Raw genomic sequence first — 20,844 nt, 5'->3', positions numbered from 1 at the left:
CCTTCGACGGCTTCTGCAGAGGCGTGAATCGCCAGAGTGGTGACGCTGATCGCATAATGTAGAGGGTTACCTGGAGGAGAGGAACCCGGTTCTTGATTGTTGCCAGGCATTACCCGAATATCTGCTCCTCCACGCGTCACTCATGTCCATGGAAAGCGATTACCGTGACCTCATACCGCATTCAAGAAGCCGATCTCGAAATCCCCGATACCTGGCAGGACCAGAGCATCAACATTTTCAAGCTGCCGGCAGTGGGGCCCGCCAAAGAGGCCAGTTTCGTCATCAGCCGCGATGCCACCCAGGGTGACGCTCCCTTTGCCGAGTACGTGGACCGCCAACTCAAAAGCGCGGAGCAGCAATTGCCGGGCTTCAAGCTGGTTCAGCGCTGGGACACGGTGCTGCATGGACACACCACCACCTTGCTGGATTACACCTGGCAGCGCGAAGGACGCGACCTGATGCTGCGCCAGGTTTTCATCGAGCGTAAGCCGTCCGTGCTGATCACCACCTTGACCACCACACCCAACGACTTCGCCTATCACGAGCCGGCCTGGAAGCTGGCGATGCATTCGCTCAAGCCACAGCCTCCGATTGCCTGAGATTCGATACGTGCCACTGCGCAGTCAGACCAAACAGTGAGGTAGATTCCTGCGATGGATGCACAGGCAGCGGCACGTCTGGGTGACGAAATAGCCCACGGGTTCGGGTTGGCCGCGATGGTCGCCGGAGCCGTGGCCGGGGCCTTGATCGGCGCTGCGGTCGTCGCCGCAACGGTCGCCACGGGCGGCGTGGCGCTGGCGATCATGGCCGGCTCGATCGCGGCTGGCGGCTTGTCGATGTTCCAGATCGTCAAGGGCCTGTCCACCATATTCAACCTGCCCGAACCGACGACGGGGGCGTTGATCATGGGCAGCTTCAACGTCTATATCAACGACCGCAATGCCATGCGGGCGGGCGAAGACATCGCCTCTTCCTGCACCGGGCTGCCAATGAATCATCCGATCTGGCCTTTTCCGGTGCTGATCGCCGAAGGCAGCGCCACGGTGTTCATCAACGGTAAACCGGCGGCGCGCCTGCACAGCAAAATGGTCTGCGGCGCCCACATCAAGACGGGCAGCCCGAACACCTTCATCGGTGGGCCGACGGTGTCGGTGGCGTTTGTGCTGGACCTCGAAGGCTGGTTGCATACCGGCCTGGAAGCGCTGGGCATCGTGGCTGCGGGTGCTGCGCTGGTATTGGCGGCAATGGCCGGCGCTGCTGCCCTTGCTGCCGCCGTCGCCATTGGCGGTGCCGCGATGGCAGGCATGGCCCTGCTGGGGGATCTGGGCGACCGCCTTGGTCCGGGTTACCGGGATCTATTGCAAGGCGTGGCCGGCATGGCCTTGCTGGGCATGGGGCCGAAGTTGGCGAAGCTGGGCAAGCCCGCCACCACCTCCAAGGCTCCCAAGACCTTCGAAGAGGTCTACGCAAAAGCCCCGGCCGCGAAGGCGGAAATCGATACCGTCGCCGATGAAATCGCCGCCCAGTATGGGGGCAAGGTCGCCAAGGCGCCGATCAAGTCCGAGGCGCGTGCCCGAGAGAAAATCGACAACGATTATGGTGGGGATGCGACCCGGATCAAGGACTTGGCGAGGAATACGATCATTGTCGAATCCGACCAGATCAGTTCCGTTGCGGCAGAGCTCGGCAAGCGCGGCGCGAACGTGAAAGTGATCGACGGTGCCGCTAACGAAATGGGCTATAGCGGCGTCAACTCCACGATGCAGACCCGTGCTGGAATACCGGGAGAAATCCAGGTCAACTCACCGGAAATGATCTACGCCAAGGAGCCAGAGCCGCTGGCTCGGGTGTTGCTGGGGGACGACACCTATAATGCCGTCGCCGCAAAAACCCAGGTCCCTGGCGGGCTGGGCCACAAGTATTACGAAGACTTCCGGGTCTTGGACAAGGCCAGTGCGCAGGCGCAAGCTATCGCGGACAAGAGCAAGGCCTATTACGACGCAGTCAGGGGGAATGGTGGGAATTGATTTGAGTGCCTTCGCCAGTCGGGACGTGTTCCTGGACTACGACTACGAAGAGGTCACCTTCCGTTGGGATCATCGCACCGGGACCGTATTCAGGAGATTTTACGGTGCTGCCGAAAGTGAACAACCGGTTCCCTCGGACAACCGGCTGTACAACGACGCCGTCTTGTATGGTCGCGAGATTTCCAGAGAACAATACGAGAAGGGCTTTGATCGCCAATGAGCATTCTGGACGCTGCAATCGCCTTGGCTTCAAAGGTCCACGCGGGCCAGGTGGATAAGGCCGGCAAGCCCTACATTCTCCACCCGTTGCGCCTGATGATGAAGTTCGACGGGCTTGAAGAGCAACTGGTCAGCCTGTTGCATGATGTGGTCGAAGACGGCGATGTCACGCTGGGTGAGCTGCGCGAGCTTGGCATTCCCGAGGCCGCGGTGACGGCTATCGACTGCCTGACCAAGCGCCAGGGCGAGTCCTATGAACAGTTCATTGTGCGGATTCGTCCCAATCCACTGGCGACCCAAGTGAAGATAGCGGACATCCACGACAATCTTGACCTCACCCGGCTGCCCGTCGTGCGCGACAAGGACCTGGAACGCGCCGCGAAATATCATCGGGCATTGCGTTATCTGCAAGAGCAATGAATTATGGCGCCGCCATCTGATCGTGGGCGTGGGAGGGCAATCTGAAAAGGCCGGCGACGCGTTCGTTCTGACCGTGACCTGCGTCTCCGGGCCATCGATACGTCCCTGTGCAGCCATACCAACCGCCGGGTAGAAAGAGGGCTGGGTGCCGCATATCCATTTGACCGGCTACCGTCTATGGCACAGCCGTCACAAGGTCGGTGAAGGGAAGTTCCAGCCAATGAGCGCCGGCAGTCGCTTAATGTGATTTAAATCCGGGTTCTGAATGGCCCCTCCAAGAAAAGGCAGGGGCCATTTATTCAAGGTTTTATTTTTACATAATTGCCGGCAGCGTCCCTTGTATATTGAGTGCCAATAGGATCGCCATATGAATTGGTAGCATTTGTCCGGGCAGGATCATATGCAGCCATTTTGGGTGTAACAATCCGAAGGCTTAATTCACCGTCGTTATCGGAAAGTCCAAAATCATCGTTAATGCGTAGCCATAAATCCCATCCGGCTTCCACGTGCAAACGCCCTACCTCATCCAATGGCACTGGCATGCCTTGTTCACCTACGCGAACCAGAAGCTGACCAACTACAGCGTTATCACCAGTGTAAGGATAACGGTTGTCGTCTTTATTTATCTTTATAATGTAGTAATTTCCGCTCCTACCTCGCCCAATTGAGTTGCAGGTCCGAGCAGCACGATCCTTAGTATTAAAGCACCACTCCCCATCTGCATATAAATTTCCTGCTTCTTTTACTGTTCCGATGTGTTGCCATTCTAGGTTCGCATATACCTTGGTTTTCATCGTCTCACCTGTCAGTAGTTGATTAACTCGCCGCAGTTATCTGCGTTTGCAGACATTGACGTGGTGAGCACTACTTTTTAACTGTCAACTATTACAGTTTTACATATCTACTTTTCATGGTTTATGGGCGGTTTATGCTTTTTAGATCTAGAAGAGCCGCGCGATTTTCAAGATGCCTTGGTTCACCGTGAACATAGGTTTTGCGTGGGGACGTAACAGTACTCGGGTCGGTTCTATGTCTCCATACCAGTCAGCAACGGCATGGCTGACTACGAGGAATACTACGAAATTAACCAGGCGACCTTTGAGCTGTCCAAGCGTGACCCGCAAGCCGCGCTTCCTTTCGTGTCGCGTTGTAGGAGACGTGAATTGGACGAGCTCTTGATTATTCAACCGGGAACGAACCGCGGCACGGCCATCTGATCGCCGAAAGGGCCGGTTAGGCCGCAGTGCTTTTCACCATGGCCGTAGACAGACCCCGTGGCGAGGGAGCTTGCTCCCGCTGGGCTGCGTAGCAGCCCCTTTTGTGAGCGCTTCGCACTCAAGCGGGAGCAAGCTCCCTCGCCACGGGATCAGCGTTTTTCTTGAGTGAGTCAGGCTGGGGTTGTTCTGCGGTGAACCTCACTGCTTGGCCTTCGCCGGAAACAAAGCTTTCACCGCCGCCTCGATCACGCCCTTGATGCCTTTGCCCTTGGGGTCCACGGCGCTGGCGCCACCGGAGTTGAGGTCAAGGCGGCCGCCGGTGTCGATGTTGCCATTGCCACTGGCGTAGAGGTTGAACGCGGTGCCGGAGATATTGATCTCGCCACTGGCGTTGAACTCCAGCACGCTTTTGCCACACACCAGCCGAATCTGCGAACCCGCCTCGATGAGGTATTGGGTCGCGATGCTGTCGCTCTTGGCCCCGCCGACGAGCAACGTGTCGTTGCGCTGCACGGCCCGCAGCCGGTCTTCGCCAATGCGTACGGTTTCGTTGCGGTCGATATTCTTGCGACGATCGCGACCCACCCAGTGGCTTTCATCCACTTCCACGGCGATGTCCTGGTTGCGCTCGGCGTGGATGTAAAGTTGCTCGGCGCCCTTTTTATCCTCCATGCGGATTTCGTTGAAATTCGCCGGCGTGCCGCCCTTGCTCGAACGACTCTTGGTACCGCTCTGGGTGGCATTGGCGGGCAACGCATAGGGGACGGTCTGTTCGGCGTTATACACACGACCGGTGACGATGGGCCTGTCAGGATCCCCTTCAAGAAAGCTGACGATCACTTCCTGACCGATACGCGGGATCTGCACCGATCCCCAATTTTTGCCGGCCCAAGCCTGCGACACACGAATCCAGCACGAGCTGTTTTCGTTGGACTGGTCGTGGCGGTCCCAATAGAAATGCACCTTCACCCGGCCGAACTGGTCGGTCCAGATTTCCTCGCCCTTGGGCCCGACCACCAAAGCTGTCTGCGGTCCCTTGACGATGGGGCGGTGGGTGATCGCCATCGGACGGAAGCTTTGCTGGGCGTCGATGCAGGTCAGGCTGCTTTCGAACTGTGCCGAAGGCGCGCCGACGCCGCTCTCGCCGCTTTCCTGGGAAACGTAATAACGCGCGCCGACGATCAGGTATTCGCGGTTCTGGTCCTGGCGGCTGAAGCCGGTCAGGCTGAACAGGTGCCCCGAGCCCAGGCCTCGGGCATTGCCGGCCAGCTCGACCTGCTCATGCAGGGTCTGCAAGGCTTCGATGCGGGTGCGGGCGTAGTGCTCGCCGTCTTCGCTTTGCACGTAGGTGCCGGGGTAGTCATAGAGCGGATAGTCGCCAGCGGTGTGCGGGCGCGGCATGGCTGCGCGCACGTCAATGTGTGCACTCGGGCGCTGGAAGTCGTAGTCGTTGAGCTCCAGCGAACCCGGCTGGACTTCCTGGGCCAGGTGCCAATCGTGGATATGATCGCGTTCGCGCTGCTGCTCGTTCTTCGGGTAGTACGGCACCGAGGCGTAGCCGGGCGCTTGAGCATGGGCGCCGTAGGCGTCGGCCAGCACCAGCACGTGGCGACCCTGTTCATGGCGGAAGAAGTAGTAGATGCCTTCCTGTTCCATCAGCCGGCTGACGAAATCGAAGCTGGTCTCACGGTACTGGACGCAGTACTCCCACTCGCGGTACGGCCGGCTGAGGGCGTCTTCGAAGTCGGAGAAACCCAGGTCGCGGAACACCTGCTTGATGATCTGCGGAACCGTCAGGTTCTGGAAAATCCGGCAATCGGAGGTGCGCGTCAGCAGCCACAGCCAGGGCCTTAGCGTGGCCTGGTAACTGGCGAACTGGCCCTGGTCGATGTTCTGGCTGAAGCGCGCGACGATGCCGTGGAAATAGCGCTCGTCGCCACCGTCCAACTGCAGGCTGACGCACATGGGTTTGCCGAGTACCTGGTTGAGGTCGATGGCATTGTCCAGCGAGTGCAGCTGCAACTCATAGTTGAACAACCGCCCCAGCTCTTCGCCGCCGCCCATGTCCTTGAGCAGCAGCACCTCGGGCCCGAGGGGGCTGGTGATTTTCGCCAGGCGGGAGGCTTGGTTGAATAACATCGGGGGTCTCGTGCAAGTTAGTAACTGAAGGAACCAAATACCCACTGTGGGAGCGAGCCTGCTCGCGAAAGCGGTGTGTCAGTCAACAAGGATGTCACTGACAAGTTGCATTCGCGAGCAGGCTCGCTCCCACAGGGGTCGTGCGGTATTACCTGAAATCAGGCCGCGTCGCTGAAATCGTACTTCAGTTCGTTATCCACGGCGCTGATCCGCACGCCGGCCATGGCCTTGCCTTCGAGCATGCGAGTCAGGAACTCGCGGCTCATGTCCGGTAGCAGGCTGTTGGTCAGGATGGTGTCGATCATGCGCCCGCCGCTTTCGGTTTCGGTGCAGCGCGAGACGATCAGGTCGATCACCGCGTCGTCGTAATCGAAGGCCACTTTGTGAGTGCTCTCCACGCGCTTCTTGATGCGGTTGAGTTGCAGGCGGGTGATGGCCTTGAGCATCTCGTCGCTGAGCGGATAGTAGGGGATCGTCACAAGGCGGCCGAGCAGCGCCGGCGGGAAGATTTCCAGCAGCGGCTGGCGCAGGGCCTTGGCGATTTCTTCCGGCTCGGGCACGTTCTGCGGGTCCTTGCAGACCTGGGCGATCAGCTCGGTGCCGGCGTTGGTGGTCAGCAGAATCAAGGTGTTCTTGAAGTCGATCACCCGGCCTTCGCCGTCCTCCATCACGCCTTTGTCGAACACCTGGAAGAAAATCTCGTGCACGTCCGGGTGAGCTTTTTCCACCTCGTCCAACAGGACCACGCTGTACGGTTTGCGCCGCACGGCTTCGGTCAGCACACCGCCTTCGCCGTACCCGATGTAACCCGGTGGCGCACCCTTGAGGGTGGACACGGTATGGGCTTCCTGGAACTCGCTCATGTTGATGGTGATGACGTTCTGTTCGCCGCCGTACATGGCTTCGGCCAGGGCCAGGGCGGTTTCGGTCTTGCCCACGCCGGAGGTGCCGGCGAGCATGAACACGCCGATCGGCTTGCTCGGGTTGTCGAGGCCGGCGCGCGAGGTCTGGATGCGCTTGGCGATCATCTGCAGGGCATGGTCCTGGCCGATGATGCGTTTTTTCAGGTGCTGGTCGAGGTTGAGCACGGTTTCCAGCTCGTTGCGGGCCATGCGGCCCACCGGGATACCGGTCCAGTCGGCGACCACCGAGGCCACGGCCTGGTAATCCACGGTCGGCAGGATCAGCGGGGTCTCGCCTTGCAGGGCGGTCAGGCGCTGTTGCAGGTCCACCAGTTTCTCGCGCAGGGCATGGCTGTCGTTGTCGGAAGCTTCGCTGCCGTTCTCGCTGTCCACCAGGCCGACGCGCTCGCGCAGGGTAGCGCGAGTTTCCAGCAATTCGTCGACCAGGGTTTTCTCTTCGGCCCAACGGCTTTCCAGCTCGGCCAGGCGTTCGCGCTCGGCGGCGAGCAGGCTTTCGGTCTGGGTCTGGCGGGTGCCGATGGCGATACCGATCGCATGTTCACGGGCGATGATCTGCAGCTCGGTTTCCAGCGCTTCGATGCGCCGGCGGCTGTCGTCCACTTCGGCCGGCACGGCGTGCAGGCTGATGGCAACGCGGGCGCAGGCGGTGTCCAGCAGGCTCACGGACTTGTCCGGCAACTGGCGCGCGGGAATGTAGCGGTGGGACAGCTTGACAGAGGCCTCCAGGGCTTCGTCGAGGATTTGCACCTGATGGTGTTTTTCCATGGTCGAGGCCACGCCGCGCATCATCAGCAGGGCCTTGTCTTCCGACGGCTCGGCGACTTGCACCACCTGGAAACGCCGGGTCAGCGCCGGGTCCTTTTCGATGTGCTTCTTGTATTCGGCCCAGGTCGTGGCGGCGACGGTGCGCAAGGTGCCGCGCGCCAGGGCCGGCTTCAGCAGGTTGGCCGCGTCGCCGGTACCGGCGGCGCCACCGGCACCCACCAGGGTGTGCGCTTCGTCGATGAACAGGATGATCGGTTTCGGCGAGGCCTGGACGTCTTCGATAACCTGACGCAGGCGCTGCTCGAATTCACCTTTCATGCTCGCGCCGGCCTGCAACAAGCCAACGTCGAGGCTGCGCAGCTCCACGTCCTTGAGCGAAGGCGGCACGTCACCGGCGACGATGCGCAGGGCAAAGCCCTCGACCACGGCGGTCTTGCCGACGCCGGCTTCACCGGTGAGGATCGGGTTGTTCTGCCGACGGCGCATGAGAATATCCACCAGTTGGCGGATCTCTTCGTCTCGGCCGACGATCGGGTCGAGCTTGCCGCTGCGAGCCTGTTCAGTGAGGTCGACGGTGAAGCGCTTGAGCGCTTCCTGCTTGCCCATGGCGCTGGGGGCCATCGCGCCGCTGGCCTCCCCAGGTACGGCGCCGGCGTTGAAGCCGTCGCTGGCGGTCAGGGCGTTTTCCGGCGAGTCGCCGACGTATTCGTCAAACCGTTCGCTCAGGGCTTCGACCTTGACCTTGTCGAATTCCGACGACAGGCCCAGCAGCGCATGACGCAGGCTCGGCGTCTTGAGGATGCCCAGCACCAGGTAACCGGTGCGCACCTGGCTTTCGCCGAACATCAGGCTGCCGTAGACCCAGCCGCGTTCCACGGCTTCTTCCACGTGGGAAGACAGGTCGGTGATGGAGGTCGATCCCCGTGGCAGGCGATCCAGCGCCTCGGTCAGGTCGCGGGCCAGGCGTGCCGGCTCGATGTTGAACTGGCGGATGATGCGGTGCAGGTCCGAGTCCTGCAGTTGCAGCAACTGATGAAGCCAGTGGGCCAGTTCCACATAAGGGTTACCGCGCAACTTGCAGAACACGGTTGCGGCTTCGATGGCTTTGTAGGCCACGCTGTTGAGTTTGCCGAACAACGCGGCGCGACTGATTTCACCCATGCTCATGGCTCCTTGAGGTCTGTGAGGTGTTGGCCTGTTCGGCGTAATGCCGGGCCAGTATTAGATCGTTGGCATCTTTTTCAGGACGTCCCAGCCAGGTGTTGAAACCCAGGCGGAAACGACCATTGAGTTGTAGTGCGGGCACTTCGGGCTGCTCCAGGACCAGGTTCAGGTCCCAGTCCAGTTCGTGCCCCAGGTATTCGGCGACCCACGCCACCAGCTCATTGAACGGTTGGCTGCCGGGCAGCATGCCCATGTAGTCGACGAGCTTGAGCGGCCCCAGGCGAATGCGGAATTTGTGCTGGCGATCCCAAACGTAGCGGCCCAGGCAGAAGTCCACGCCCAGTTGATGGGCGCTGACACCAACGCGGCTGCGCTCCGGCAGCTCCAGCCATTGGCCGACGTATTCTTCGATTTCCACCGGCAGGCCGAAGTACTCGCTGAGGATCGCTTTCAAACCGTCCGGGTAGCGGGTTTGCGCCGACAGGTGACCGCTGTAGTGCAGCTTCGCCGTATCGGGAATCAGCCCCTGGTTGAGCAGGCTCGGCATGCCCCGGCCGCTGAGTGCCGCCAGGCGCGCCGACCAGTAATCATCGTCCGGGCGATCGTGGCTGACCGTCGGCCGTGCTTCGGCCCAGGCCCGGTAGAACAGGCTGAGCAGGCGATGATGGAAGACGTCGAGAAAGCGTTTGCTAGTGCTGTCGCCATTGTTGCGCTGGCGTTCGCGCACGTATTCGGTGATGTGCAACGGCATTGGGCCGTTGGGGCCGCCGAGGCCGAAGAAGAACTGCTCCAGGCGCGCCGGCGCACCGTCGACGCCCGGTTGCACCGAGGCCAGGGTCGCCGGCGCGAATGTGCACTCGGCCTGTTGCCCGAGGCGCAGCGGATCATCGGCCAGGCGCAGGGAATGGCCCAGGCGCGGCAGTTCGGGGGATTCGCACTCGATGCGCCGCAACGCCTGGAAGAAGTCGTATTCCCAGGGTTCCTGGTGCATCGCTTCCAGGGTACTCACAGGGTCGGACGACGTCCGGGCTTGGCTTTCCATCGCATGATCTCGCCGCGTTCGGTGGTACGGATCACCGTCTCGGTAAAACTGTTGATCGACACGTAGCGTGCCAGGAAGCGTTCGAACACCGCGCCGAGCAGGAACACCCCGGTGCCGCGAAACGCGTTTTCATCGAATTCCAGGGTGATCTCCAGGCCGCGACCAAACACGATCGGGCCGGGCATCGGCAGGCGCCGGGTGCAGGCCTTGCTGCTGACTTCGCGCAGGCCTTCGATCTGCAATTGCAGCGCCGCATCGTTGCTGTCGCCATACAGGCGCAGCAGTTCGCGCAGGGCGGCCGCGCCCTGGCCTTGTTCGCTCAAGGACAGGTAGTTCAGCGACAGCTGGCTGATCAGCCGCCAGGCCTTGGCGTCGTGGGCATGGCTGGCCCTCGGGCGACTCGGCCCGGCGACGCAGCGCACCGCGCCAACCGGCGCACTGTCGGCCAGGGTGAAGTCGGTCTTGCCGTTGCCCACGCTCATGAACAGCGGCAGGTCGCGGTTGGTGCACAGTGCGGTCACGCCCAATTGACGCAGGTCGTGGCGATAAGGCGTTTGCTGGCTGTCCACCAGGCTGACGAAGGTCTCGCTGCCGATATAGGTCGAGCGCGGGCCGTTGCGGCGCTGATCGCTGGACAGCACGCGCGGTTCGCGGCGCACCGTGTAATAGGCCTTGTCGCGGCCATAGCGGGACGGATCGCGCACGGCGTAGAAGGGCAGGAACGGCTGCTCCGGGCCGGTGCCGTGGCCGGCCAGCCCGGTCAGCGAATGCACTTCGAAATCCATCGGCCGGGTGCGGTCGGCAATCACATGATGTTCGTTGACCCGGTCCGACAAGTGAATGCGGTCCAGGCGCTTGGGAAACAGATTGATCGCTGGCGTGCAGAACGGCAGGAACTGCGCAGCGCCGACGCTGCCTTCCAGGCTCGGATCGTGGCGGTCGAACAGCACGATCAGCTCAAGCTCCTGGCCATCGCAGCGCTTGACGGCGCGACCGAGCTGGGTGAAATCGACGAACAGGAAGCGGTGCGGCAGGGCGAAATATTCCTGCAACAGGCGATAACCCTGGAACGCCCGCGACACTACCGGCAGCGCGGCCTCGGCGTCATCGAAGCCTTGCGCGCGCAACGCATCCTGCGGCAACCGTTCGACCCAGTTGCCGCCGGGCTGGCGGGCGAACACCGCGCAGGCATTGCCCAGCAGTTGTTCGTAGAGGCGGAAGGGCTGTTCGTCGGCGCCGCTCAAGTACAGCGGCAGATTGTCCAGGGCCAGGCTGTTGAACGGCAGTTCGGCGCCGGTGCGCAGGGTCAGGCGCAGGCCGGCCTTGGCTTTCGGTTCGCTGGCGGCCAGGCGCCCGAGTACCGCTGACGGGTTGCCGAAGTACTCGGCCTGGCTGACCTGCAACGGCCACAACGTCACCGCGTGGGCGGTACGGTACTCGCAGCAGGTCTGGGATTCGCGACCCAGGGCAGCACGCAGGACGGTGTCACGGGGCAGCGGGAAACCGCTGCTCAGTGAACCTTCGTCCGGGTCGGCCTGCATCTGCACCACGGTCATCGACGGCGTCGGTGCCAGGTAATGCGGATAGGCGATTTCCAACAGGTTGTGGGTGAACGTCGGGTATTCGGCGTCGAGCTTGAGCTGCACCCTTGCGGTCAGATAAGCGAAGCCTTCCAGCAGGCGCTCGACGTACGGGTCGGCGCAGTCCATGCCGGCCAGCGACAACCGGCTAGCAATCTTCGGGTATTCCTGGGCGAACTCCGCCGCGCTTTCGCGCACGTGGTGCAGCTCCTGGTTGTACAGCTCCAGCAGGCGCGGGTTCATGGGCGTCTCCGCTGGTCGGCGTTGACTACGCGCACGTGGCCGGTCTCCAGATCCAGGTCGGTTTGCAGCATCAGGCGCAGCGGCACCGGCTGCGCCCAGAGATCGCCTTCGATCTCGAAGCTCAGGGCGTTATGGTTCATCTCGGCGGTTGCCCGGGCGCGCACGCGCAGGGTGTGGCGCAAGATACGCGGCTCGAACGTGGCGATGGCCTGGTGGATCAGGGTTTCCAGCGCGGGCACATCGATGTTCGAGGCGCTGTTGCCGGCCAGCGCCGGCAGCCCGAAATTCACCACCGAGGTGCCCGCCGGGGTGTGCAGCGTGGCATCGGCGTCGAGCAACGACGTGGTGTTGAGCAGCCACGCCAGGTCACGCAGCACCGAGGCTTTTAATTGGGTAAGGGACAGCACGCGCTTGTCGGCGCTTTCCTTCGGGTTGCTCGGATCGTCGTCGGTCAGCCGGTCCAGCAGGGACGGTTGCAGGCGATCGCGGGTGGCGATTTCGGTTACCAAGTGAAAAGGCCCGTGTAATTCTTCTGGTCACCTGTGCCGCGCATGCAACTGGCGTTGCGAGCGATGATCGAGGGTTCGAGTTGGCCTTTGATCTGGCGTATGGCGCGATACTCGGAGCGACACTCCGGATCATTTTCAGCCGCCGTCGACAGATGAATCACGATGACAATCGGCACCTTGCCGAAGGTCTCGACATGCGATTTGCCTTGTCTGTCGACAGTGAACTGGCAGGGCCACGGCAGATCGAGCGGCAACAGGGTCTGGTCTGGTTTGCGCAGCGCGCAGCGTTGCTGGTCATTCACCAACGTAAACTGCTGTCCGCCCATCGAGGCGACTTGATCCATCGCAGCGGGTGGTGGGGTTTGCTGCTCGGCGCAAGCCGTCAGGCTCGACAGCAGGCAGCCAATCAATACGGTGCATCGAGCCTTGATCATGGAAGCTCCCAGAACCAGATTGCCTTGGACCGATAGGACGGGTCGTCATACCGGCTGGCGGTAAAGCCGCGGTTCCAAAGATCGATGTGGTCACCGGTGCGACCCTCGGCCGACTCTCCCAACTGCTGGAAGCAGTCTTTGAAGAAAATAAGCCCTCTTTTGTCCATCAGCTTGCGACGCGATTGAGCGTCTCCGCCGAGAATCGTCGGGCGGCCCAGATGATGTCTCCACAGCCAGTTTGCCAATGACTCGGCCCCACGCGCATGCCCATGGGCACATTTGGGTTCGGTGTAGGTGGACTTGTTGACCTTGATGGTCAGTTCGGTATTGAGCGTGATGCTCATGCGAATCGCGCACTGGTTTGCCCAAGGGCCGTCGCAAGGTTTCGCGTCGGGATGGGTGACCAGCAAATCGGAATAGGCTTTCCACAAATTGATAAACGCAGGCTTGGCCATGACTCAGACACCGGAAGGGAAAGGATGGGTTGCGAGCAAGCACCAAACACCCCCGGCGCGTGGCGCCGGGGGCGTGTTCGATTACACCTTGACGTTCTGGCGGATGTTCCAGCCGAACTTGACCGGACCGCCTTCCTTGGTGCCGTCGGCTTTCTGTGGCTGGTAGTCCACCAGCACCTTGGCGAAGTTCAGGGTGACGTTTTCGGTCAGGCGATCATCGCCGCCCGAGCCGCCGGTGCTCAGGGACGTGATCAGCACTTCTTCCAGGTTGATGATCATGTACTCGACCTGGCTTTCGCCGCCGGCCTTGCGCACGGTCAGCTTGACCTTGTCGACGTGCTTGCCGCTGGCGCAGTGCATCATCAGGTTCGGCGAAGCCTTGTCGACGTACTTGGTCAGCGACAGGTCCTGGATGCTTACCTTGCCCGCACCACCGCCACTGCCGACGTGCATGTTACCGGTCTGGGACATGCCCCAGCTCCAGTTCAGGACGTCGATCTCGTCCTTGTGGACCTTGTCCATGGACTCGCCCTTGATGTCGCCGATCTTGATGAAAATATCAACAGCCATGTTTTCTCCCTGTGTGGTCTTTACCACATTGTTTGGTTGACGCTGACCTTGCGAAAATTTTTATTGCCGACCGGAACCAGGGTGTTCTCCAACTCAATGAAGACCCCCTGTGGGAGCGAGCCTGCTCGCGAAGGCGATGTCTCAGGCAACACAAGTGGCGACTGATGCACCGCTTTCGCGAGCAGGCTCGCTCCCACATTTTTCCATTGCGTACCGCTCAGTAAATCCTTACGCGCCCTTGGCCGACGGCAGTTTCGATACCAGGCGCAACGACACGGTCAGCCCTTCGAGCTGATAGTGCGGGCGCAGGTAGAACTTGGAGTTGTAGTACCCCGGGTTGCCTTCGACTTCTTCGACGATCACTTCGGCGGCAGCCAGTGGATGCTGGGCCTTGGTGGTCTCGGTGGAGTGCGCCGGATCGCCATCGACGTAGTTGAGGATCCAGTCCTGCAACCAGCGCTGCATCTCGTCCTTCTCTTTGAAGGAGCCGATCTTGTCGCGCACGATGCACTTCAGGTAATGGGCGAAACGGCAGGTGGCGAACAGGTACGGCAGGCGCGCGGCCAGGTTGGCGTTGGCGGTGGCGTCCGGGTCGTCGTATTCGGCCGGTTTCTGCAACGACTGGGCGCCAATGAAGGCGGCAAAGTCGGTGTTTTTCTTGTGCAGCAGCGGCATGAAACCGTTCTTCGCCAGTTCCGCTTCACGGCGGTCCGAAATGGCGATTTCGGTCGGGCACTTCATGTCCACGCCACCGTCATCGGTAGGGAACGTGTGGGCCGGCAGGTTTTCCACTTCACCGCCCGATTCCACGCCGCGGATGCGCGAGCACCAGCCGAAGTGTTTGAACGAGCGGTTGATGTTCACGGCCATCGCATAGGCGGCGTTGGCCCAGGTGTACTTGGAGCTGTCGGCGCCGTCGGTGCTTTCTTCGAAGGCAAAGGCCTCCACCGGATCGGTCTTGGCGCCATACGGCAGGCGCGCCAAGAAGCGCGGCATGGTCAGGCCGATGTAGCGCGAGTCTTCCGATTCACGCAGCGAACGCCAGCCGGCGTATTCCGGGGTGGTGAAGATCTTGGTCAGGTCGCGCGGGTTCGACAGTTCCTGCCACGAGCCCATGCCCATGACGGTTGGCGAGGCGGCGGCAATGAATGGCGCGTGCATGGCGGCGCAGACTTTCGACAGCTCGCCCAGCAGTTCCACGTCCGGTGGCGACTGGTCGAAGTAGTAGTCGCCTACCAGGCAGCCGTAAGGCTCGCCGCCGAACTGGCCGTATTCTTCTTCGTACATCTTCTTGAAGAGCGGGCTCTGGTCCCACGCGGTGCCCTTGAATTTCTTCAGGGTCTTGTGCAGGTCGGTCTTGGAGATGTTGAGCACGCGGATCTTGAGCTGCTCATCGGTCTCGGTGTTGTTGACCAGGTAATGCAGGCCACGCCAGGCGCTTTCCAGTTGCTGGAAGTCCGGGTGGTGGATGACCTGGTTGACCTGGGCGGTGAGCTTGGCGTCGATCGCGGCGATGATCGACTCGATCGACTTGATGGCGTCGTTGGACACCAGGTCGGTCTGCGCCAGGGCCTGTTCTGCCAGCGTACGCACGGCGGTCTCGACGGCTTCGCGGGCGCGTTCGGTCTTGGGCTTGAACTCTTGCAGCAGCAGCGAGGCGAACTCGCTGGTTTCTTCGGTGGCGCCCAGGTTCTGGGGCTGATTGTCGCGTACCAAATCGTTCATGATCGTTTGTCCTTAAGCCTTGGGCTCTGCATCGGCGGGCTTCGGCGCGCTGGCAAGGGCCTGCAGCAGCGCTGGGTCCTTGATCGCCTTCATGATGATTTCCTCGGCACCGGTCTTGCCGTCCATGTAGGTCAGCAGGTTGGCCAGTTGAGTGCGCGCTTCGAGCAGCTTGTTCAGCGAATCGATCTTGCGGGCCACGGCCGCAGGGCTGAAGTCGTCCATGCTTTCGAACGTCAGGTCCAGGCTCAGGTTGCCTTCGCCGGTCAGTTCGTTAGGCACATGGAACGCCACGCGAGGCTGCATGGCCTTGAGACGCGAGTCGAAGTTGTCGACGTCGATCTCGAGGAACTTGCGATCGGCCACCGGCGCCAGAGGCTCCGCGGGCTTGCCGGCCAGGTCCGCCATTACCCCCATGACGAAGGGCAACTGGACCTTTTTCTCGGCGCCGTAGAGCTCGACGTCGTACTCGATCTGCACTCGAGGCGCGCGGTTGCGCGCGATGAATTTCTGAGAACTTTGCTTCGCCACGTTGCTGCTCCTGGTCGCTTGAGCGACGGTGTTGGCGTCATCGGGGGTACCTATGACGTGACTGCGTGATCCGCTCGCTTTTTATTCGCTTTCCGGGCCGCGCAGGTTTTCAAATTGACTCATGCCGTCGGGAATCAGGTTGCGTACGATTGCCGCGAAATCGGCGTGCACCAGATTCTTCGCCCGGTTCAACAGCACCGGCAGCGGGCTGGAGGGCTCATGACGGGTGTAGTACGCCAGGATCCGGTCCAGGCTGCGCAGGACGTCGTCGCGGTTGTTGATTTCTCCGGCGACGGTACTGCGCGGCGTGCTGGGTGCGCTGGCGTATTCAACCGGCGCGGCGTTGTCGGTTTCGACGGGATCGGCAAGGGCACTGTCGCCGCTCTGCGGGGCGAACTGACCGAGAATCTGCAGGGCCATCTTCAGCGGTTGTTTCAGCGGGCCGAGGTCCACGCCCTGGGCGGAACCGACCTGGTCGCTGACTTGCTGTTCGATGGATTCGGCGGCGCTACGGGCTTCCAGCAGGGCGGCACGAATGACTTCCAGCTGCTCGGGATCGCTGTCGAGCAGGGCGCCGGCGAGTTGTTCGGCGCCGAGGCTTTCATCAGGGAAACTCTGCAAGCCGCTGGCGTTGGCGGCGGCGCGCAGGCTGACGTTGCCGAACGTGCGCGAGCGAGCCAGGATGCTCTCGCGCAGCAGGCGGATGGTGACGTCCGACGTCAGGCCGGCAAGGGCATTGATGCGCACGGTGGGGTCGTTGTCATCATCGGCATCCAGGCGCGGGTGCAGGTCGGCCCAGTATTGCTTGAGCAGCTCGTTGATAAGCGTCAATACACGGGCCAGGCCGGGAATGCCTTCCAGGGCCAGGGAGCTTTGCAGCAGGAAATGGGTGATGCGCAGGTCTTTGCTGCGCGCGAGCAGGTCCAGGCTTTGCTGCTGGATGCTGCGCCATTCAGGGGGTTCTGCAGGCAGGATCGAGTCGCCCATGCTGCGCTCGGGCTGGCCTCGGGAATCGCGTTCCAGGCGCAAGAAATCCGCGTCATATTCCAGGTCTTCACCGCAAGGCGAATTCGCGGAAACGGCGGCGAGCAGCAAAGGCACATCCACTTGGATCGATCTCCCTATCACCCGCTGAAGAAGTCGGGCAGTGCACATGAAAGTTTCGGATGAAACTTCACATGTTCCTTGACCGTAATGGCGCTATAAGTGCGAGATGATCTTAAAGTGCCATCATGTATATTCAAGAAGTTGTGCATTTTTGGTGTAGTACTTATCCCTTGTCAAGGTAAGCTATTTCGCCGATGTGACAGTTGTGAGGTGCTTAACAACCCGCGCGACTGGTAGGTCGAAGCAGGCACCGATGCAGGTTTTTTTGTCACGCAGGCCGGTTAAGATCAGCAATCATGCTGGCAAAACGCCGTTCCGGGTTGTTTGCAAGGTTTTTAGCGCGCAGCCGGGGGCTCAGGTCCATTGTTCCGTCGGCAAAAAGAAGTAATCAGCAAGGAGGCAAGATGCCGCTGTGTTTGACTATCACTAGTTATCACAAGATTACCCCTGGACAGTGTTCTGAAAAGACCCTGAATCAAGGGGTGATGGCAATTGGCCGTAATTCCGATAATGACTGGGTATTGCCCGACCCGGAGCGCCTGGTTTCTGGGCAACATTGCGTTATCCAGTACAAGGACGGGCGCTATTATCTGACCGATAACAGCACCAATGGCGTGGAGTTGATCAAGGCCGGCATTCGCCTGCGCAAAGGCAACAGCGAGCCGCTGCAGGATGGCGAAGTCATTCGCATCGGTGATTACGAGATCCAGGCGCGCGTGGATTTCAGCCTGCCGGTCACCGACAGCAATCCGTTCGCCGAAGCGCCGAGCAGCTTCGAAGCCTTGATGGGGCGCCAGGGTGCCGCCGTGAATACGCCGGCGCCGATACCCGTGGCCACGCCTGCGCATTTCCAGGGCGTGTCGTCCATGGACACGCTGCCGGACCTGTTCGACTTCCTTGCTCCGAGCAGCGTCCCTCCAGCCACCCAGCCCGATCACGTTCCGGCCGAGCAACATGATTTCCGCCCGCCCACGCCGATTCCGCGCCCGAGTCCGCCGCCAGTGGTCCAACCGCTGCCGATGACGCCTGCTCCGGTTATCCCGGATGATTGGGACCTGTTCAGCGACACGCCTGCGCCGGTTGCGCCGATTCCCGTCGCGCCGCTGCCGGAGCCGGTTTCCGTGCCGCCATTGCCGGTGATCGAGCCCGTTTCCGCGCCGCCGATTCCGCAAGTCGTTGCGCCGATTGAGCCCGCGCCACCGCGCGAAGCGCCGGTCAGCCGCGTCGAGCCGACGGCTACCCCAACCGACACCTTTGGCCCTGACCTGCTGCAAGCGTTCCTGCGCGGCGCCGGGCTGGATCAGTTGCGCCTGGACAAAGCCCAGGCTGAGGCGCAGATGGAAAGCATCGGGCGCAGCTATCGATTGATGGTCGAGGGCCTGATCGATGTGCTGCGCGCCCGCAGCAGCCTCAAGGGTGAATTCCGCATCCAGCAGACAATGATCCAGCCGGTGGAAAACAACCCGCTCAAATTTGCCCCGAACGTCGACGAAGCCCTGCTGTTGCTGTTGCGCCACGGCAACCAGGCCTTCATGGCGCCGGACGTGGCGGTTCGCGACAGCTTTGACGATTTGCGCGCCCATCAGCTGGCGGTGATGGCCGGTGTGGAAGCGGCCATCAAGCATCTGCTGGCGCGTTTCGAGCCGGCCCAGCTGGAAGAGCGCATGGGCAAGCCCGGCGGGTTGTCGGGGATTTTCAGCGGGTCGCGCCAGGCCCAGTACTGGCAGCAATTCACCGAGCTCTACAGCAACATTTCCCGGGAGGCCCAGGAAGACTTCCAGGACCTGTTCGGTCGGGAGTTCAGCCGCGCCTATGAAGAACACAGCACGCGACAGCGACGTCGTTGAGCGGCACCGGGCCAGACAACACTTTTCAAGCACACAACGGATAGCTCAAACGTCATTGAGGACGCAGGATGATTCCCAGGTTTTTACTCGCAGTCGCCGCAGCACTTATGCTGACGGCGTGCGCCAAGGATGCGGCCGCTCCCCAGCCCGAAGAGGCTGAAGCCAACACCGCCGCCGTCGAGTTGCACTTCCACGCCATCGCCGGGCTCAACCCCGGCGCCAGCGGCCAGCCGGCGCCGGTACGGGTGCGCATTTTCGAGTTGAAGAACGCCGCCACTTTTGCCCGCGCCGACTATTTCGCCCTGGCCGAACGGGCGCAGGCGACATTGGGGGCTGACCTGATCGACCAGGACGAAGTGCTGATCCAGCCGGACCAGCAACTGAGCCTGCAACGCGATCTCGACCCGGCCACCCGGCACATCGGAATCCTGGTGGGCTATCGCGAGCTGGACCAGTCGCTGTGGCGCACGGTGATGAATGTCCCGGCGCGCCAATACACCGAATACCAGATCAGCCTCGATGTGCGTGCCGTGCGCAGCGCCGTCGTCGTCCCCCCATCCAGCCCTGCCCAATAAGCAATCGGAGCCCCCATGTCCTGGAACAATCGCGTGGTCTGGTCGGAAGGCATGTTCATTGGAACGCAGCACTTCCAGCAGCATGACCGTTACCTGGAAAACCTTATCGATTCCCGCAGCCGCCCATTGTCGGCCGGCGCCTGGGGTTTTTCCGAATTGCTGATCGATCAGGGCCTGCTGGCCCAGGGCAAGCTGGCGATCATTTCGGCCAAGGGCCTGCTGCCCGACGGCACGCCGTTCAATATTCCCCAGGACGACGTTGCGCCGACGCCGCTGAACATCGACGACAACCTGCGTGACGGCCTCGTGTACCTGGCCCTGCCGCTCAAGCGCGCCGGCGCCCGCGACACCGTGGACGAAGGTGAACCCTTGGGCGCCGCGCGCTACGTGAGCCAGGTCTGCGAAGTGCGTGATGACAATGCGCCGTTCGAGAACCGCGCGCCGGTGGCCGTGGGTTCCCGGGCGCTGCGTTTGCTGACCGCCCAGGATGGTATCGGCGATTACGCCGCGATTGGTGTGGTGCGCATCAAGGAAAAACGCGCCGACCGCGCCCTGGTGGTGGATGAAAATTACATCCCGCCGCTGCTGGACGTAGCGGCTTCGAAGTCACTGGCAGCGTTTCGCAGTGAGCTGCTGGGCCTGCTGCACCAGCGCGGCGAAGCCCTGGCCGGACGGGTTGTGGCCTCCGGCGCGGGTGGGGCCTCGGAGATTGCCGATTTCATGCTGCTGCAACTGGTCAACCGCGCCCAGCCGCTGATCCAGCACCTGAGTCAGCTGAGCCCGCTGCACCCCGAGCGTTTTTACAGCGAGCTGGTGAGCCTGGCCGGGGAGTTCTCGACCTTTACCGCATCCGGCCGCCGCCCGCAGGAATATCCGCAGTACCAGCACGATGACCTGGTGCTGAGTTTCACGCCGGTGATGCAAGCCTTGCGCGAGGCGCTGTCGATGCTCATCGACAGCAAGGCCACGCCGATTCCGATTGTCGAGAAAGCCTACGGCATCCATGTGGCGATGCTGGCCGACAAGACCTTGCTCGACAGCGCCAGTTTCATTCTCGTGGTGCGCGCCGACGTTCCCGCCGAAACCCTGCGCGGCCGCTTCGGCCAGCAGAGCAAAGTCGGCTCGGTGGAGCACATTCGCGACCTGGTCAACCTGCAACTGCCGGGCATCGGCCTGCTGCCGTTGCCGGTGGCGCCACGCCAGCTTCCGTACCACGCCGGATCCACCTATTACGAGCTGGACCGGGGCAGCGATCACTGGCAACAGTTGAGCAACTCCGGCGGCTTTGCGTTCCACATCGCCGGCCAGTTCCCGGGGCTGAACCTGGCTTTCTGGGCGATCCGAGGATAAATCGC

The 20,844-nt window shown here is 61.7% G+C and carries 19 protein-coding genes and 1 pseudogene; 8 read left to right on the top strand and 12 right to left on the bottom strand.

The window, feature by feature from the left end:
- The first annotated feature begins 164 nt into the window (after nucleotides 1–164).
- From J3P97_RS26965 to J3P97_RS26950, 4 genes are read left to right on the top strand one after another with little or no spacing between them, the layout of a single operon-like run.
- Nucleotides 165–599 carry a DUF1795 domain-containing protein gene (locus J3P97_RS26965; protein ID WP_434570845.1) on the top strand — a complete coding sequence of 145 codons (435 nt, stop codon included), beginning with the start codon at nucleotides 165–167 and terminating at the stop codon, nucleotides 597–599.
- 54 nt (nucleotides 600–653) lie between these two features.
- Nucleotides 654–2,027 carry a PAAR domain-containing protein gene (locus J3P97_RS26960; RefSeq protein WP_434602278.1) on the top strand — a complete coding sequence of 458 codons (1,374 nt, stop codon included), beginning with the start codon at nucleotides 654–656 and terminating at the stop codon, nucleotides 2,025–2,027.
- Nucleotides 2,014–2,247 carry a hypothetical protein gene (locus J3P97_RS26955; protein WP_434673128.1) on the top strand — a complete coding sequence of 78 codons (234 nt, stop codon included), beginning with the start codon at nucleotides 2,014–2,016 and terminating at the stop codon, nucleotides 2,245–2,247. Before J3P97_RS26960 ends, J3P97_RS26955 begins: the two co-directional genes overlap by 14 nt.
- On the top strand, nucleotides 2,244–2,666 hold the full coding sequence (locus J3P97_RS26950; RefSeq protein ID WP_434673127.1) for a GTP pyrophosphokinase: 423 nt from the start codon (nucleotides 2,244–2,246) through the stop codon (nucleotides 2,664–2,666). Before J3P97_RS26955 ends, J3P97_RS26950 begins: the two co-directional genes overlap by 4 nt.
- Nucleotides 2,667–2,965: 299 nt before the next feature.
- On the opposite strand, the gene J3P97_RS26945 is transcribed toward J3P97_RS26950, so the two are convergent.
- Nucleotides 2,966–3,460: a hypothetical protein gene (locus J3P97_RS26945; protein WP_434673126.1), complete on the bottom strand. Its 495-nt coding sequence runs from the start codon at nucleotides 3,458–3,460 to the stop codon at nucleotides 2,966–2,968.
- 123 nt (nucleotides 3,461–3,583) lie between these two features.
- Here J3P97_RS26945 and J3P97_RS26940 point away from each other — a divergent pair.
- Nucleotides 3,584–3,883 (top strand): annotated as a pseudogene (locus tag J3P97_RS26940) (hypothetical protein).
- A gap of 198 nt (nucleotides 3,884–4,081) precedes the next feature.
- Here the strand turns inward: J3P97_RS26940 and J3P97_RS26935 are convergent.
- From J3P97_RS26935 to tssA, 11 genes are all read right to left on the bottom strand, one after another.
- On the bottom strand, nucleotides 4,082–6,022 hold the full coding sequence (locus J3P97_RS26935) for a type VI secretion system tip protein VgrG (protein WP_434673125.1): 1,941 nt from the start codon (nucleotides 6,020–6,022) through the stop codon (nucleotides 4,082–4,084).
- A gap of 158 nt (nucleotides 6,023–6,180) precedes the next feature.
- Entirely contained in the window at nucleotides 6,181–8,871 is a 2,691-nt protein-coding gene (tssH, locus tag J3P97_RS26930) for a type VI secretion system ATPase TssH (RefSeq protein ID WP_434673124.1), read from the bottom strand.
- Nucleotides 8,864–9,916, bottom strand: a complete 1,053-nt coding sequence (gene tssG / locus J3P97_RS26925; RefSeq protein WP_434602271.1) for a type VI secretion system baseplate subunit TssG — start codon at nucleotides 9,914–9,916, stop codon at nucleotides 8,864–8,866. Before tssG ends, tssH begins: the two co-directional genes overlap by 8 nt.
- Nucleotides 9,880–11,739 (bottom strand): type VI secretion system baseplate subunit TssF, encoded by a 1,860-nt coding sequence (tssF, locus tag J3P97_RS26920; RefSeq protein ID WP_305497869.1) that lies wholly within the window; start codon nucleotides 11,737–11,739, stop codon nucleotides 9,880–9,882. Before tssF ends, tssG begins: the two co-directional genes overlap by 37 nt.
- Entirely contained in the window at nucleotides 11,736–12,248 is a 513-nt protein-coding gene (gene tssE, locus J3P97_RS26915) for a type VI secretion system baseplate subunit TssE (RefSeq protein ID WP_305497870.1), read from the bottom strand. The genes tssF and tssE overlap by 4 nt, the downstream gene beginning before the upstream one ends.
- Nucleotides 12,242–12,658: a hypothetical protein gene (locus J3P97_RS26910; RefSeq protein ID WP_434673123.1), complete on the bottom strand. Its 417-nt coding sequence runs from the start codon at nucleotides 12,656–12,658 to the stop codon at nucleotides 12,242–12,244. Before J3P97_RS26910 ends, tssE begins: the two co-directional genes overlap by 7 nt.
- A 20-nt stretch (nucleotides 12,659–12,678) precedes the next feature.
- Nucleotides 12,679–13,137, bottom strand: a complete 459-nt coding sequence (locus tag J3P97_RS26905; RefSeq protein ID WP_434673122.1) for a T6SS effector amidase Tae4 family protein — start codon at nucleotides 13,135–13,137, stop codon at nucleotides 12,679–12,681.
- A gap of 81 nt (nucleotides 13,138–13,218) precedes the next feature.
- Nucleotides 13,219–13,707: an Hcp family type VI secretion system effector gene (locus J3P97_RS26900; RefSeq protein WP_186615146.1), complete on the bottom strand. Its 489-nt coding sequence runs from the start codon at nucleotides 13,705–13,707 to the stop codon at nucleotides 13,219–13,221.
- Between the two features lie 228 nt (nucleotides 13,708–13,935).
- Nucleotides 13,936–15,432: a type VI secretion system contractile sheath large subunit gene (gene tssC, locus J3P97_RS26895; protein WP_305497874.1), complete on the bottom strand. Its 1,497-nt coding sequence runs from the start codon at nucleotides 15,430–15,432 to the stop codon at nucleotides 13,936–13,938.
- Between the two features lie 12 nt (nucleotides 15,433–15,444).
- Complete coding sequence (gene tssB / locus J3P97_RS26890; RefSeq protein ID WP_186633609.1) at nucleotides 15,445–15,960, bottom strand: type VI secretion system contractile sheath small subunit; 516 nt, start codon at nucleotides 15,958–15,960, stop codon at nucleotides 15,445–15,447.
- Nucleotides 15,961–16,041: 81 nt separating this feature from the next.
- Nucleotides 16,042–17,067, bottom strand: coding sequence for a type VI secretion system protein TssA (gene tssA / locus J3P97_RS26885; RefSeq protein ID WP_434627066.1), 1,026 nt, complete (start codon nucleotides 17,065–17,067; stop codon nucleotides 16,042–16,044).
- 404 nt (nucleotides 17,068–17,471) lie between these two features.
- On the opposite strand from tssA, the gene tagH reads away from it, so the two are divergent.
- The 3 genes from tagH (at nucleotide 17,472) to tssK (ending at nucleotide 20,839) form a co-directional block, all read left to right on the top strand.
- Entirely contained in the window at nucleotides 17,472–18,914 is a 1,443-nt protein-coding gene (tagH, locus tag J3P97_RS26880; protein ID WP_434673121.1) for a type VI secretion system-associated FHA domain protein TagH, read from the top strand.
- A 68-nt stretch (nucleotides 18,915–18,982) separates the two neighbouring features.
- A complete protein-coding gene (gene tssJ, locus J3P97_RS26875) occupies nucleotides 18,983–19,489 on the top strand; it encodes a type VI secretion system lipoprotein TssJ (protein ID WP_434673120.1) in 507 nt (168 codons plus the stop codon).
- A 15-nt stretch (nucleotides 19,490–19,504) separates the two neighbouring features.
- Entirely contained in the window at nucleotides 19,505–20,839 is a 1,335-nt protein-coding gene (tssK, locus tag J3P97_RS26870; RefSeq protein WP_434673119.1) for a type VI secretion system baseplate subunit TssK, read from the top strand.
- Nucleotides 20,840–20,844 lie beyond the last annotated feature (5 nt).

It is taken from the genome of Pseudomonas sp. R1-15, assembly GCF_051132085.1.
GTDB lineage: Bacteria > Pseudomonadota > Gammaproteobacteria > Pseudomonadales > Pseudomonadaceae > Aquipseudomonas.
The sequence above is the reverse complement of the archived record's forward strand: the minus strand, read 5'-3'. Positions and strand labels throughout refer to the sequence as shown.

Excerpts from the sequence above, each read along its gene's own strand:
- tagH (WP_434673121.1), top strand. The coding sequence starts at position 17,472 with ATGCCGCTGTGTTTGACTATCACTAGTTATCACAAGATTACCCCTGGA.
- J3P97_RS26945 (WP_434673126.1), bottom strand. The coding sequence starts at position 3,460 with ATGAAAACCAAGGTATATGCGAACCTAGAATGGCAACACATCGGAACA.
- tssK (WP_434673119.1), top strand. The coding sequence starts at position 19,505 with ATGTCCTGGAACAATCGCGTGGTCTGGTCGGAAGGCATGTTCATTGGA.
- tssF (WP_305497869.1), bottom strand. The coding sequence starts at position 11,739 with ATGAACCCGCGCCTGCTGGAGCTGTACAACCAGGAGCTGCACCACGTG.
- tssC (WP_305497874.1), bottom strand. The coding sequence starts at position 15,432 with ATGAACGATTTGGTACGCGACAATCAGCCCCAGAACCTGGGCGCCACC.
- J3P97_RS26955 (WP_434673128.1), top strand. The coding sequence starts at position 2,014 with ATGGTGGGAATTGATTTGAGTGCCTTCGCCAGTCGGGACGTGTTCCTG.
- J3P97_RS26950 (WP_434673127.1), top strand. The coding sequence starts at position 2,244 with ATGAGCATTCTGGACGCTGCAATCGCCTTGGCTTCAAAGGTCCACGCG.
- tssJ (WP_434673120.1), top strand. The coding sequence starts at position 18,983 with ATGATTCCCAGGTTTTTACTCGCAGTCGCCGCAGCACTTATGCTGACG.
- J3P97_RS26905 (WP_434673122.1), bottom strand. The coding sequence starts at position 13,137 with ATGGCCAAGCCTGCGTTTATCAATTTGTGGAAAGCCTATTCCGATTTG.
- J3P97_RS26900 (WP_186615146.1), bottom strand. The coding sequence starts at position 13,707 with ATGGCTGTTGATATTTTCATCAAGATCGGCGACATCAAGGGCGAGTCC.
- J3P97_RS26960 (WP_434602278.1), top strand. The coding sequence starts at position 654 with ATGGATGCACAGGCAGCGGCACGTCTGGGTGACGAAATAGCCCACGGG.
- J3P97_RS26935 (WP_434673125.1), bottom strand. The coding sequence starts at position 6,022 with ATGTTATTCAACCAAGCCTCCCGCCTGGCGAAAATCACCAGCCCCCTC.
- tssG (WP_434602271.1), bottom strand. The coding sequence starts at position 9,916 with ATGGAAAGCCAAGCCCGGACGTCGTCCGACCCTGTGAGTACCCTGGAA.
- tssH (WP_434673124.1), bottom strand. The coding sequence starts at position 8,871 with ATGGGTGAAATCAGTCGCGCCGCGTTGTTCGGCAAACTCAACAGCGTG.